The 13,615-nt window shown below is 41.1% G+C and carries 12 protein-coding genes; all 12 read left to right on the forward strand.

Going from position 1 to position 13,615, the window contains the following annotated elements; translation table 11 throughout:
• The first annotated feature begins 7 nt into the window (after positions 1-7).
• Positions 8-1,138 (forward strand): flagellar biosynthesis protein FlhB, encoded by a 1,131-nt coding sequence (flhB, locus tag RF53_RS02995; RefSeq protein WP_010555918.1) that lies wholly within the window; start codon positions 8-10, stop codon positions 1,136-1,138.
• Between the two features lie 73 nt (positions 1,139-1,211).
• Positions 1,212-3,320, forward strand: coding sequence for a flagellar biosynthesis protein FlhA (flhA, locus tag RF53_RS03000; protein ID WP_039036591.1), 2,109 nt, complete (start codon positions 1,212-1,214; stop codon positions 3,318-3,320).
• A 20-nt stretch (positions 3,321-3,340) separates the two neighbouring features.
• Positions 3,341-4,816 carry a flagellar biosynthesis protein FlhF gene (flhF, locus tag RF53_RS03005; RefSeq protein ID WP_039036592.1) on the forward strand — a complete coding sequence of 492 codons (1,476 nt, stop codon included), beginning with the start codon at positions 3,341-3,343 and terminating at the stop codon, positions 4,814-4,816.
• On the forward strand, positions 4,809-5,669 hold the full coding sequence (locus RF53_RS03010; protein WP_006792753.1) for a MinD/ParA family ATP-binding protein: 861 nt from the start codon (positions 4,809-4,811) through the stop codon (positions 5,667-5,669). Before flhF ends, RF53_RS03010 begins: the two co-directional genes overlap by 8 nt.
• A 26-nt stretch (positions 5,670-5,695) precedes the next feature.
• Complete coding sequence (locus RF53_RS03015) at positions 5,696-6,406, forward strand: RNA polymerase sigma factor FliA (protein ID WP_008132612.1); 711 nt, start codon at positions 5,696-5,698, stop codon at positions 6,404-6,406.
• A gap of 39 nt (positions 6,407-6,445) precedes the next feature.
• Positions 6,446-6,829, forward strand: coding sequence for a chemotaxis response regulator CheY (cheY, locus tag RF53_RS03020; RefSeq protein ID WP_008132609.1), 384 nt, complete (start codon positions 6,446-6,448; stop codon positions 6,827-6,829).
• An 18-nt stretch (positions 6,830-6,847) separates the two neighbouring features.
• Entirely contained in the window at positions 6,848-7,615 is a 768-nt protein-coding gene (locus RF53_RS03025) for a protein phosphatase CheZ (protein ID WP_006792756.1), read from the forward strand.
• Between the two features lie 15 nt (positions 7,616-7,630).
• Positions 7,631-9,898 (forward strand): chemotaxis protein CheA, encoded by a 2,268-nt coding sequence (locus RF53_RS03030; RefSeq protein ID WP_039036593.1) that lies wholly within the window; start codon positions 7,631-7,633, stop codon positions 9,896-9,898.
• Between the two features lie 59 nt (positions 9,899-9,957).
• Positions 9,958-11,112 (forward strand): protein-glutamate methylesterase/protein-glutamine glutaminase, encoded by a 1,155-nt coding sequence (locus tag RF53_RS03035; RefSeq protein ID WP_010555920.1) that lies wholly within the window; start codon positions 9,958-9,960, stop codon positions 11,110-11,112.
• On the forward strand, positions 11,105-11,869 hold the full coding sequence (locus RF53_RS03040) for a flagellar motor protein (protein ID WP_006792759.1): 765 nt from the start codon (positions 11,105-11,107) through the stop codon (positions 11,867-11,869). Before RF53_RS03035 ends, RF53_RS03040 begins: the two co-directional genes overlap by 8 nt.
• A 2-nt stretch (positions 11,870-11,871) precedes the next feature.
• Entirely contained in the window at positions 11,872-12,831 is a 960-nt protein-coding gene (locus RF53_RS03045) for a flagellar motor protein MotB (RefSeq protein ID WP_039036594.1), read from the forward strand.
• Between the two features lie 12 nt (positions 12,832-12,843).
• Positions 12,844-13,614 carry a ParA family protein gene (locus RF53_RS03050; protein WP_006792761.1) on the forward strand — a complete coding sequence of 257 codons (771 nt, stop codon included), beginning with the start codon at positions 12,844-12,846 and terminating at the stop codon, positions 13,612-13,614.
• Position 13,615: the final 1 nt, after the last annotated feature.

Genomic DNA, 13,615 nt, shown 5'->3' on the forward strand with positions numbered 1-13,615 from the left:
GTGTGTTATGGCTGAAGATTCAGGTCAAGAAAAAACAGAAGAACCCACAGGGAAAAAAATAGAAGAGTCTAAAAAGAAAGGGCAGGTTGCTCGTTCTAAAGAATTAGGCACTATGTTTGTTCTTATATTTTCAGCTATTTCATTGTTAATGTACGGCCCTGAAATTGGTAAGGGTTTATACAATATTATGGGCAGAATGCTCAGCCTTAATCGAAATGAAACCTACGACACCACTAAAATGTTTGCGGTTTGGTCCAGTGTTGCCGACGCGCTTATTTTTCCTATGGCTATGTTTGTATTCATTATTTTATTTGCGGGCATTATAGGTAATACTTTACTAGGTGGCTTTAATTTTAGTTGGCAAGCAGCCGCTCCTAAAGCAAGCAAAATGTCTCCATTTAAAGGCTTTAAACGCATGTTTGGCCCACAAGCTGCAGTAGAGCTTACTAAAGCTATTTTAAAGTTTTTAGTGGTCGCAAGTTTTGCCTTTTTTTTGATTAATACTTTTTTTGACGAAATATTACATTTAAGTATTGAGTCTGCACCTAATAATATTATCCATGCGCTCGAAATCCTCTCGTGGATGTTTTTAGCATTGTCGTGCACATTGGTAATTATTGCAGCAATCGATGCCCCGTATCAAAGTCATACTCACCATAAGCAGTTAAAAATGACACTGCAAGAAGTAAAAGATGAGTACAAAAACTCTGAAGGTGACCCTCAAATAAAAGCGCGTATTAGGCAAACTCAGAGACAAATGTCTCAAAAAAGAATGATGCAAGACGTGCCCGATGCCGATGTAGTTGTTACCAACCCAACGCATTATTCTGTTGCTCTTAAATACGACACTGAGCGAGCAGGAGCACCTATAGTGCTTGCTAAAGGCGTGGATGAACTGGCTATGCAAATTCGAAAAGTGGCAAACGGTAATGATGTACCCATTGTTGAGTCGCCAATGCTTACTCGAGCGCTTTATCATACCGCAGAAGTGGGAGAACAAATTCCTGATCAACTGTTTACTGCCGTTGCACAGGTGCTAGCTTATGTTTTTCAGCTAAAACGCTTCAATAAAGGTCGCGGAAAACGCCCGACTAAGCTTAATAAAAAGCTCCCCATTCCTGATGCCTACAGGTATTAATATTACCCCTTTATTAACTTGGAATAGTTATTGCTAATTCTACGTAGTGTCAATTTTTTGAAATTGTAGAATTATGAGTTTTAAAGCGGTATTACAACAACTTAATGCAGATAAAAAAGAATATGCAAAGGGCGTAGGTACGCCTTTGCTTGTGCTTGCAGCTTTGGGAATGGTCATTTTACCGTTACCGCCATTTTTACTTGATATCCTTTTTTCATTCAATATTGCGTTAGCGTTGGTGGTTCTACTCGTCACCGTTTACACCATGAAACCCGTTGAGTTTGGTATGTTTCCGGCCGTGTTGCTTATCGCCACAATTATGCGTTTAGCACTCAACGTAGCCAGTACACGTGTTGTACTTTTAGAGGGACATAATGGTGGAGATGCTGCGGGGAAGGTAATAGAAGCCTTTGGCTCTGTTGTGATTGGCGGTAATTATGCTGTTGGTTTAGTGGTGTTTTTAATTTTGATTATTATTAACTTTGTAGTAATCACAAAAGGTGCCGGGCGTATTTCTGAGGTATCTGCACGTTTTACACTTGATGCAATGCCTGGTAAGCAAATGGCAATTGATGCTGATTTAAACGCAGGGTTTATTAGTGCCGAGCAAGCGCGCGATCGCCGAGAAGAAGTAACCCGCGAGGCCGATTTTTATGGTTCAATGGATGGTGCAAGTAAGTTTGTAAAAGGTGATGCTATTGCGGGTATCGTCATTTTAATTATTAACATTGTTGGTGGTCTATTTGTTGGCATGATCCAGCATGACTTAAGCTTTGGCCAAGCTATGGAAGTTTACACACTCCTTACGATTGGTGATGGCTTAGTGGCTCAGCTACCCTCATTACTACTATCAATTGGTACCGCAATTGTAGTAACACGCCAAAACGAGTCTCTCAATATGGGCGACCAGTTTAAGAAACAACTTGGCAACGAAAAATCTTTATTTATAGCCTCTGGCATCTTAATTACCATGGGCTTAGTGCCTGGCATGCCTCATTTAGCATTTTTAAGCCTAGGTGCATTATTAGGTTATTTAGCTTATTACACTCAACAAAGTAAATTAAAAGTGGCTGCAGCAGAAGCCGAGGCTGCTGCAAATGGAACTGCTGGTAAGGGCGTTGCCAACAAGCAAGAGCAAAAAGAACTTGGCTGGGATGACGTTCAGCAAGTAGATGTAATTGGCTTAGAAGTGGGTTACAGATTAATTCCTTTGGTTGACCAATCTCAAGGCGGAGAGCTGCTAAATCGTATTAAGGGTGTTCGTAAAAAGCTCTCTCAAGAGCTGGGTTTTTTAGTTCCACCCGTACATATTCGCGATAACTTAGAGCTTGACCCTAATGCATACAGAATTACGCTTATGGGTGTATCTACCGGTGAAGGTGAACTGAAGCATGGTGATGAGTTAGCAATAAATCCAGGTCAAGTATTTGGGCCAATTAAAGGGGTTGAAACTAAAGACCCTGCTTTTGGGCTTGATGCGGTATGGATAAAACCAGATCAAAAAGACGAAGCACAATCGCTTGGCTATACCGTGGTAGATTCAGCGACAGTTGTGGCTACGCATATTAGCCAGTTACTCACTAACAGCGCAGCACTGTTGTTAGGTCACGAGGAAGTACAGAACTTATTAGATATGTTAGGTAAAAGCCACCCTCGCTTAGTTGAAGGTCTAGTCCCTGACGTATTACCGTTAACTGTGATTGTAAAAGTACTACAAAATCTACTTAATGAAGGCGTTGCAATTCGTGATATGCGCTCAATTGTACAAACCCTTGTTGAGTATGGGCCACGTAGTCAAGACCCTGATGTGCTAACGGCTGCAGTACGTATTTCATTACGTCGATTAATCGTTCAAGACGCTGTAGGCATGTCTTCAGAAATCCCTGTCATAACCTTGGCGCCTGAGTTGGAACAGATGTTGCATCAGTCACTACAAAATGCAGGCGACGAAGGTGCCGGTATAGAACCAGGACTTGCAGAGCGACTTCAAGTGTCACTAAATGAAGCGCATCAAAATCAAGAAATGTCCGGTGAACCTTCAATATTGCTAACGTCGGGAATGTTACGCACTGTGTTATCTCGTTTTGTTAAGTACACCATCCCGGGTTTAAGGGTGATGTCTTATCAAGAGGTACCAGATGAAAGACAGATCAAGATAGTCAGCTCTGTGGGCCAACAATAAGATTTTAAAGGGGTTGAATCATGAAAATAAAACGTTTTTTTGCTAAAGATATGCGCACAGTACTTAAAGAAGTTAAAGACGAATTAGGTGTTGATGCGGTTATTATGTCAAATAAAAAACTAGCTAACGGTGTAGAAATTGTAGCAGCAGTAGATTATGACAAAGCAGCCCCTAAAAAAGAGCAAGCACTTAGCGCTCCAGCACAAAGCTCAACAAAAACACAGCCAGTGCATAATTTTGTAAAACCAGAGCCTCTTCGCGCTAAACCAGAGCCACAAGTGAAAGTAGCCGATAGTCTTCAGGCATTATTAGAGCGTCAAGCCCCACGCCCTCGTTCTGCAGAATTGGCTTCTATGTTTTCTCAATCAGGTATTGATACTATAGACAACTACCAAGAGCCAGTTCAAGAGCAGCGTCCTCGTCCTATGTTCACTAATGAACGTCAAGCTTCAGCGCGTCCGCAAACACAAGCAGACAGCCTTGGATTTGATGATTTAGAAAGTGGTTTTGATGATCTTGACAGTTCAGTGACACCTCGCCAAGAAACTAAGCATACTGAAAGTGAGCAAATTTCGTCAATGCGTGACGAAATGAATGCCATTCGTCAATTGTTAGAACATCAAGTGTCAGGGCTTATGCAACAAGACATGGCAAGACGCGATCCTACTCGTGCATGCATGATTGATCGTTTAGTCGGTATGGGAATAGATAAAGATGTTGCTGAGCAAATGGCGTGCTTTGTACCTGACGATGTATCTCGCCAGCAAGGTTGGAAAGCACTTTTAACAATGGTTGAAGATCAGATGCAGACAACCAACAACGAGATTTTACGTCAAGGCGGTGTATACGCCTTAGTCGGCCCAACGGGTGTTGGCAAAACAACAACCGTTGCTAAATTAGCTGCACTTGGCGCACAAAAATACGGTGCAGACAAAGTCGCTTTAATCACAACAGACACATACAGAATTGGTGCTTATGAGCAACTCGCCACTTATGGCCGAATTATAGGTTGTGGTGTTAAGCAAGTTAAAGATGCTAATGAATTAGCTGAAGTTTTATATCATTTACGAAATAAACGACTAGTATTAATTGATACTGCGGGTATGAGCCAGCGCGACTTGCGCTTAACTGAGCAACTTAATACGCTAATGCGTAATCAGCGTGTTGATATTCGTAGTTATTTAGTGCTCAGCGCAACATCGCAAATACATGTGTTGCAAGAAACCGTTAGGCACTTTAAAAAAGTGCAGTTAAGTGGTTGTATATTCACCAAATTAGACGAATCTTTAAGTTTAGGTGAGATTATTAGTATAGCGATTCAAAATCGCCTTCCAATAGGGTATCTTACTAACGGTCAACGAGTACCAGAAGATATTCGAGTTGCAAATGCTGAAAAACTAGTTAAAAAGGCTGAGCAACTCTATTTAAAAAGAGCAAAAGCACAACATTCAAGGCACCAAGCAGTGGCGCCAAGCACAGTAGGGATGTATGATTAACACAGTATTAGATCAAGCAAGTGGCCTGCGCAAAATGAGTCAAAACAATAACAACGGCGTAAAAGTTATCGCTGTCACTGGCGGTAAAGGTGGAGTAGGAAAAACAAATGTTTCTCTGAATACTGCAATTGCATTAGGCCAGCAAGGTAACAGAGTGTTGGTTCTTGATGCCGATTTAGGCTTAGCAAACTGTGACGTTATGCTAGGACTACGTGTTGAACGTAACTTATCACATGTTTTATCTGGTGAATGTGAACTTGATGAAATTTTAGTTGAAGGCCCCGCAGGTATAAAGATTGTACCCGCAACGTCAGGCTCTCAAAGTATGGTTGAATTGTCGCCTTCAGAGCACGCGGGACTTATACGGGCTTTTAGTGAATTAAATACAGAATTTGATATTTTAATTGTCGACACAGCCGCAGGTATTTCAGACATGGTGCTGAGTTTTTCTCGCGCGGCACAAGACGTCATGGTTGTTGTATGCGACGAGCCCACATCGATTACAGATGCTTACGCGCTCATTAAAGTGTTGAGTCGCGAGCATGGTGTATACAAATTTAAAATTGTTGCAAATATGGTCCGTAGTATGCGTGAAGGGCAAGAGTTATTTGCTAAACTTTCCAAAGTGACCGATCGTTTTTTAGATGTATCAATGGACCTGGTCGCAACGGTTCCCTACGACGAAAATATGCGCAAAGCAACGCGTCGCCAAAAAGTTATTGTAGAGCTTTTTCCTAATTCGCCGGCGGCACTTGCGTTTCAAGCTTTAGCAACAAAAGCAGTTAAATGGCCAATACCTAATCAACCATCAGGTCATCTGGAGTTTTTCATAGAGAAACTAGTAAACGGCTAATTATGACAACATTGGTGAATAAAGTTATGGGATATCAATCAGCACAAAATTTAAATGTGATTGTTGAAAAACATGCATCACTTGTCAAAAAAGTGGCATGTCATCTTATAGCGCGTTTACCAGCCAGCGTGCAGCTGGACGATTTAATACAATCAGGAATGATAGGTCTGATTGAAGCATCTAAAAGTTTTGATGCAACCAAAGGGGCTAGCTTTGAAACTTTTGCGGGGATTCGTATTCGTGGGGCAATGCTTGACGAGATGCGACGTGGCGATTGGGCACCCCGTTCAGTGCATCGTAAAAGCCGTTTGGTGGCCGAAACAATTGCTTTTTTAGAAAAAAGCTTAAACCGTGAGCCGACAGATATAGAAGTTGCTGAAAAACTTGAAATTTCGTTAAATGAGTACCATCATATCTTAAACGATGTAAATGCAAGTAAAGTACTCGGTATTGAAGACCTTGGTGTTGATGAAGATGCCATCAGTCCAGTGGGCCAAGATTTAGCGCTAGACAAACCGTTTAATAATGTTAAAAATGAGCGGTTTAACGAGTCTTTATTAGGTGCAATAAAATCTTTACCAGAACGTGATGCAATGGTGCTGTCTTTGTACTATAACGATGAAATGAATTTAAAAGAAATAGGGCATATACTCGATGTAAGTGAATCGCGTGTAAGTCAAATACATGGTCAGGCGATGATTAAGCTTAAAGCTAAAATCAATGACTGGATAAATTAGTAGTAAGTAAACAAGGTTAAGACCTCACTGGGGGATGTTTTGGATAAAAACATGAAAATTCTGGTTGTTGACGATTTTTCAACAATGAGACGTATTATTAAAAATCTGTTGCGTGACTTAGGTTTCACTAATGTTCAAGAAGCAGACGATGGGTCAACCGCTTTGCCAATGCTACAAAATCAAGTATTTGATTTTGTTGTTACCGATTGGAATATGCCAGGAATGCAGGGTATAGACCTACTAAGAGCAATACGTGCGGATGATAAGCTTAAACACATTCCAGTATTGATGGTAACGGCTGAAGCTAAAAAAGAACAAATTATAGCGGCAGCACAGGCAGGTGTTAATGGTTATATCGTTAAGCCATTTACTGCTGGAACACTCAAAACTAAATTAGAAAAAGTATTTGAACGTTTAGGCTAATGATAGGGGGAGAGGCTTATGTCAGCACTTGCTGCGCCTCAAATAACTTTAGAACAAGCTCGTCAGCTCGTTGTTTTTCTAGAAAACGGTGAGCAAGACAAAGCCAATCAGTTAATTTTAGATACCGCTTCTAAGGAGCAATCTGAAATATTTGCTGAGGTTGGAAAGTTAACCCGTCAATTGCATGAAGCTTTAAAAAGCTTTGAGCTAGACACTCGCTTATCTGACTTAACTACCGATGCTATTCCAGATGCAAAAAAACGGCTCAATTATGTTATAGAAATGACAGAAAATGCCGCGAATAAAACAATGGATGCTGTTGAGGCTAGCCTACCAATTGCTCAACAGTTGGCAGACGAAATATCTCATATCAAACCGACATGGGATCGCCTAATGAATCGAGAGATTGAGTTAGGGGAGTTTAAATCGTTATGCCACAGCATTGATAAGTTTATGAACAATTCTCATCATAAAACTGATGAGCTGCAAAGTTTGATGACTAATGTACTTATGGCACAAGACTATCAAGATTTAACCGGACAAGTTATTCGCCGAGTTATTGAGCTTGTTAGAGAAGTTGAAGAAAGCTTAATTCATCTTTTGACAGCCTTCGCTGATCAAAGCGAAAGTAAAGCCGAAAAAATAGAACAACAAAAAACAAATGAACCATTAGACGAACAAACTTTAGCAGGTCCAGAAGGCCCTATTATTGATAAAGAATCACGTAATGATGTTGTATCTGATCAAGATGAAGTCGATGATCTTTTATCAAGTTTGGGCTTCTAAGAGGAGAGTAACTGCATGTTTGAAGTCGATGAAGATATTTTACAAGACTTTCTTGTAGAGGCAGGAGAAATCCTAGAGCTTTTATCTGAACAGTTAGTTGAGCTGGAAAACAATCCAGAGGACACCGAATTACTCAATGCCATATTTAGAGGGTTCCACACTGTAAAAGGTGGTGCTGGATTTTTAGCTATGACCGAGCTCGTTGATGCATGTCATGGCGCAGAGAATGTGTTCGATCTGCTTAGGCAAGGCGTACGAACGGTTAATTCAGAGTTGATGGATGTAATTTTACAAGCTCTCGATACGATTAACGAGATGTTTGCCACCATTCAAAATCGTGACAAACCAGAACCCGCCGATCCTGAACTTCTTGAAACCCTTCATAAACTAGGTTTACCTCCAACAGAAGAAGAGCTTGCTGGTGACTCACCAGTTGATTCAACTGAAGAACCTCAAGCCGAGGTTATTGATGCCCCAGTTGCCGAGGAAGCCTCAGGAACTGATGAAGAAGATCCGTTTGCATTTGACGAGCTATTTAGCGGTGGAACAGTTGAACAAAGCGATGATGAAACTCAGATTGACGAAATAACAGAAGATGAATTTGAAAACTTACTAGACGAATTACATGGAAAAGGTCAAAGTCCAGTAGCTGAAAGCGCGTCCAGTAGTAGTGATGTCAGTGGAGACATTACAGATGATGAGTTTGACAACTTACTTGATGAACTTCATGGCGTTGGAAGCTTTGGTGCTGTTGCGGCCAGTGAGCCTGTAAAAGAGCAAACAGCAAGTAATAATTCTGCAGAAAGTTCTGCAACGCCTTCAACAAGTTCACCTGCAAGTGATTCTAGCGATGATGAAATTAGCGATGATGAATTTGAAGCATTGCTTGACGAGCTTCATGGTTCAGGTGCTCCTAAATCAATAGAGAGCCCTGCAGCTCCAGAGCCGAAGCCGGCGGCAAAACCCGTGGCTAAAGTAAGTGAGCCTGTCAAAAAGCCTGAACCTGTTAAAGCAGCAGCCCCAAAACCTGTTCAAAAGCCAGCAGACAAACCGGCAGCAAAACCTGTAGCAAAAGCGGCTCCAGCGCCAGCAGCTGTGAAAAAGCCAGCTCCTCCGCAAGCAGAAACAACAGTGCGAGTTGACACAAAACGCCTAGACCAAATAATGAATATGGTGGGTGAGTTAGTACTTGTTCGTAATAGGTTGGTAAGTTTAGCCACTAACTCAGAAAGTGAAGCAATGGGTAAAGCCATTTCTAACCTAGATGTAGTGACTGCAGATATTCAAGGTGCAGTAATGCAAACGCGAATGCAGCCAATTAAAAAGGTATTTGGCCGCTTCCCTCGCGTTGTTCGTGACTTAGCACGAAGCCTCAATAAAGATATTAGCTTACAGCTTGTCGGTGAAGAAACCGATTTAGACAAAAACTTAGTTGAGGCACTTGCAGACCCGCTTGTTCACTTAGTTAGAAACTCAGTTGACCACGGAATAGAAATGCCAGCTGATCGTGAAGCAGCAGGTAAACCTCGGACGGGTAATGTAACACTTTCAGCGTCTCAAGAGGGAGATCATATTTTGCTTACCATCAAAGATGATGGTGCGGGTATGGACGCAGAAAAGCTCAAAAAGATAGCGATTGGTAAAGGGGTAATAGATCACGATCAAGCAAGTCGTTTATCGGATACTGAAGCATACAACTTAATATTTGCACCAGGATTTTCTACCAAAGAAGAGATCTCTGACATCTCAGGCCGTGGTGTGGGAATGGATGTTGTAAAAACTAAAATCACTCAACTTAATGGCTCAGTGAGTATTCAGTCAGAGCTAGGTGTTGGTACAATTTTAGAAATAAAAGTACCGTTAACACTTGCGATATTACCAACCTTGATGGTTGTAGTTGGCGAACAAACATTTGCATTACCATTAGCAGGTGTAAGCGAAATATTCCATTTAGATTTAACCAAAACAAATGTTGTTGATGGTCAATTAACCATTATTGTACGTAAGAAAGCGATACCGCTATTTTATCTTGAGCATTGGTTAGTTAAAGGAGCAGATCGCACTCAGCGCAAAGCGCAAGGTCATGTTGTTATTGTTCAAATAGGTACTCAGCAGGTTGGTTTTGTAGTTGATTCTTTAATAGGTCAAGAAGAAGTTGTAATTAAACCTCTTGATGCTCTTTTGCAAGGTACTCCAGGTATGGCAGGCGCAACTATTACATCAGATGGTGGAATTGCACTAATTTTAGATGTTCCAAATATGTTAAAACACTACGCTGGCTAAATCATAAAGTAGGTACACACAAGATGTGTACCTACGTATAAATTTAATAAGAGAGCTAAATGGCCGTAAAAGTTTTAGTTGTTGATGATTCGAGCTTTTTTCGTCGTAGAGTAAGCGAAATCCTTGAACAAGACAGCGACATACAAGTTATAGGTTTTGCCATTAATGGCAGAGAGGCTGTAGAAAAAACGGCTCAGCTTCGTCCTGATATGATCACGATGGATGTAGAAATGCCTGTGCTTGATGGTATCAGTGCTGTTAAAGAGATAATGGCAAGTAACCCCACGCCAATCTTAATGTTTTCCTCTTTAACCCGTGCTGGCGCAACAGCAACACTTGATGCGCTTGATGCTGGAGCGATGGATTTTTTACCTAAAAAGTTTGAAGATATTGCACGTAATAATGAAGATGCGATAAAGCTCCTTCAAGCTAAAGTCAAAGAAATTGGTAATAAGCGCATTCCTAGAGCCTTTAAGCCAATAACACACCAGAAACCAGCGGCACGCTCTGTGCCTGATAAAACCAGTAATACTGGGTCTTCAATCAGGCAACCAGATAGAAGTTTTCAGCGTTCAACAACCGCATCGACATTAACAAAAACACAAAACAACGTACCAACTCGTGCAAGTGGCAAGCAATACAAGCTTGTGGCTATCGGTACATCTACTGGTGGTCCTGTTGCTTTACAAAATGTGCTTACGCAATTACCCGCTAATTTTCCGCATCCCATTTTACTTATCCAGCATATGCCTGCTGCTTTTACACCGGCATTTGCAGCTCGTTTAAATGGATTGTGCAAAATAAAAGTAAAAGAAGCACAGCAAGGTGATCGTCTTGATGCTGGAACTGCCTATTTGGCTCCTGGCGGGCAACAAATGATGGTTGAAGGTCGAGGTGGTTCTAAAACATTGCGCGTTTTTGAAGACAATAGCGAACGAATCACTTATAAACCCAGTGTTGACGTTACATTTGCAAGTATTGCAAAAGCTTATCAGGGAGATGTTTTAGCTATTATTTTAACCGGCATGGGGGCTGATGGTAGAGATGGCGCAAGAATGTTAAAACAAACTGGCGCCACTATTTGGGCACAAGATGAAAAAAGCTGTGTTGTTTATGGTATGCCACAAGCTGTTGCTAATGCGGGGCTTTCAAGTGAGAGTTTAGCGCTTGACGATATTGCAACGCGGATAAAAAGTGAAACCGGTTGTGGATAAGCTTTCTGTACTTGGTTTAATTGTTGCACTAAGTGCTATAGCAATTGGCTATCATTTAGAAGGTGGTGTGATTGCAGCACTTTTTAATGGCCCTGCGCTTATTATAGTACTAGGTGGGACAGTAGGCGCTGTAATGCTGCAAACGTCTACTAGTACCTTTAAAAAAATGCTTAGAATGAGTCACTGGGTATTTGTGACTCCCAGTTACAATATTGATGATGCAATTGAGCAAGTTAAACGTTGGTCTCATAAAGCGAGACAAGAAGGATATTTGGCATTAGAGGATGAGGCCCTAACTCACTCAGATGTATATGCAGCAAAAGGGCTGAGTTTACTTGTTGATGGCGGTTCAGAGCAGAGGCTACGTGATACGCTTGAAATAGATTTAATGCTGGAGCGTGAGCGTTTGCTTGAAGCTGCACGTGTATACGAAGCAATGGGCGGTTATAGCCCTACCATCGGTATTTTAGGAGCTGTTCTTGGGCTCATTCAGGCTATGTCTTTTATTACCGATCCGCAATTGCTTGGCGCTGGAGTTGCAACAGCCTTTATTGCAACGATTTATGGGGTGGGGTTAGCTAATTTATTATTTTTGCCAATGGCACATAAGCTCAAGCAACGTGTAGAAGAAAAGATGCTTTACCACGAAATGCTTGCAGAAGGGATAATTGCAATCAGCGATGGCCAAAGCCCAATGAACATTGAGCTAAAGTTAGAAGCTTATCGTGTTGAACGGCCAAGCCTAGTGGACGCATAAAAATGATGCGTCGACGATTTGGTCGCTCGGCCCATAAAAACCAGCATACAGAGCGCTGGTTAGTATCTTATGCGGATTATATGACCATTATGTTTGCCTTCTTTGTTGTAATGTATGCGATTGCGATTAACAAAGAAGAAAACTTCCAAATTTTATCCGATTCCCTAGAGCAAGTATTCGACAAGTCGGCTCGTGTTTATTCTCAGCAAGGTACGGGGGTAGATGGTACTGGAATACTTACTGATAGGGTTACTCCTGAAGATGAATTGCTGTATGGCGAAAGTATCAACAAGGAAGAGCAAGGCCCAGAGTTGTTAGACGGCCAAAGTGAGACAAGTAATATACAGCAAAAATATTTAGGAAAACCACTTGATAGCTTATTAACGAAACTTCAGTCAGCGCTTATTGATGAAATACGTGATGGTGAAGCCAATCTAGAATTGCATCAAGATTGGCTCATAATAGAACTGAGTTCAGGTATGTTATTTTCAAGTGGTAGTGCAGTTGCTCATTCTAGAGCAAAACAAGTTGTTAAAATTGTAAAAGATATTATCGCGCCAGTGGATAACTATATACGTGTGCGTGGATATACAGATGATGAAACAATTAAAAATGAAATATTTCGCTCTAACTGGGAGCTTTCTGTCGCTCGCGCAACTTCAATACTTGTTGAGCTTGAAGCACTTGACATAAATTCGGCCCGAATGGCTATTGAAGGGTATGGACAGTATTCACCCTTTGCACCTAACGACACAGATGAGGGCCGAGCTGAAAATAGAAAAGTAGTAATAGCGTTATCTAAATATGGGTTGCCAGAAGAGAAAAATAATTCAGCAGAAGAGCCAATAGTTGAGGCAGTAGCGCCTGAGCCAGAAGTAGAATTACCGTCAGACGATGACACAATAAAAATTATTCGTTTACCACATGGTGGAATTCGTATTACAACTCGCAATGAACAGTAACTAGGATATGATGTGAAGATTTGGACTGTAGCCAACCAAAAAGGTGGCGTTGGTAAAACAACGACTGCGGTCAGTCTTGCTGGTACTTTAGCACTGCAGGGTAAACGTGTATTACTAATAGATACCGATCCTCATGCGTCTTTAACGTATTACTTTGGTATTGATTCTGAAGATTTAGAAGTCAGCGTTTACGATATTTTCGCTCGTGGAACTAGTATGCAAAGTGAGGAAATACTTCAAGCATTGTGCCCATCCACTCTCGAAAATTTAGATATATTACCTGCTACTATGGCTATTGCTACATTAGATAGAAGCATGGGCAATAAAACAGGCATGGGGTTAATTTTAAAAAAGACGCTTGCCAAAATAAGCGAACATTACGATTATGCTATTTTAGATTGCCCCCCTGTTTTAGGGGTTTTAATGGTTAATGCATTGGCTGCGAGTGAGCGCATTTTAGTCCCTGTTCAAACTGAGTTTTTAGCGCTTAAAGGCTTAGATAGAATGATGCGTACAATGGAATTAATGCAGAGCTCACAAGCGAAAAGTTACGAATATACTATAATACCTACAATGTACGATAAAAGAACGAAGGCATCACTCGAAGCCTACAAAACGTTACAAAAAACCTACGGTAATAGAGTTTGGCCAGGTGTTATTCCCGTAGACACAAAACTAAGAGATGCAAGCTTAGCACAAAAAGTACCCATAGAATTTTGTCCTCGCTCTCGTGGTGTATTTGCTTATAAAGCATTATTAGATTATTTAATTGAACAAGGTTAAT

This window comes from Pseudoalteromonas sp. ECSMB14103 (assembly GCF_000813065.1).
Lineage (GTDB): Bacteria > Pseudomonadota > Gammaproteobacteria > Enterobacterales > Alteromonadaceae > Pseudoalteromonas > Pseudoalteromonas marina.

Excerpts from the sequence above, each read along its gene's own strand:
- RF53_RS03025 (WP_006792756.1), top strand. The coding sequence starts at position 6,848 with ATGTCAGCACTTGCTGCGCCTCAAATAACTTTAGAACAAGCTCGTCAG.
- RF53_RS03035 (WP_010555920.1), top strand. The coding sequence starts at position 9,958 with ATGGCCGTAAAAGTTTTAGTTGTTGATGATTCGAGCTTTTTTCGTCGT.
- RF53_RS03045 (WP_039036594.1), top strand. The coding sequence starts at position 11,872 with ATGATGCGTCGACGATTTGGTCGCTCGGCCCATAAAAACCAGCATACA.
- RF53_RS03015 (WP_008132612.1), top strand. The coding sequence starts at position 5,696 with ATGGGATATCAATCAGCACAAAATTTAAATGTGATTGTTGAAAAACAT.
- flhA (WP_039036591.1), top strand. The coding sequence starts at position 1,212 with ATGAGTTTTAAAGCGGTATTACAACAACTTAATGCAGATAAAAAAGAA.
- RF53_RS03030 (WP_039036593.1), top strand. The coding sequence starts at position 7,631 with ATGTTTGAAGTCGATGAAGATATTTTACAAGACTTTCTTGTAGAGGCA.
- flhB (WP_010555918.1), top strand. The coding sequence starts at position 8 with ATGGCTGAAGATTCAGGTCAAGAAAAAACAGAAGAACCCACAGGGAAA.
- flhF (WP_039036592.1), top strand. The coding sequence starts at position 3,341 with ATGAAAATAAAACGTTTTTTTGCTAAAGATATGCGCACAGTACTTAAA.
- RF53_RS03010 (WP_006792753.1), top strand. The coding sequence starts at position 4,809 with ATGATTAACACAGTATTAGATCAAGCAAGTGGCCTGCGCAAAATGAGT.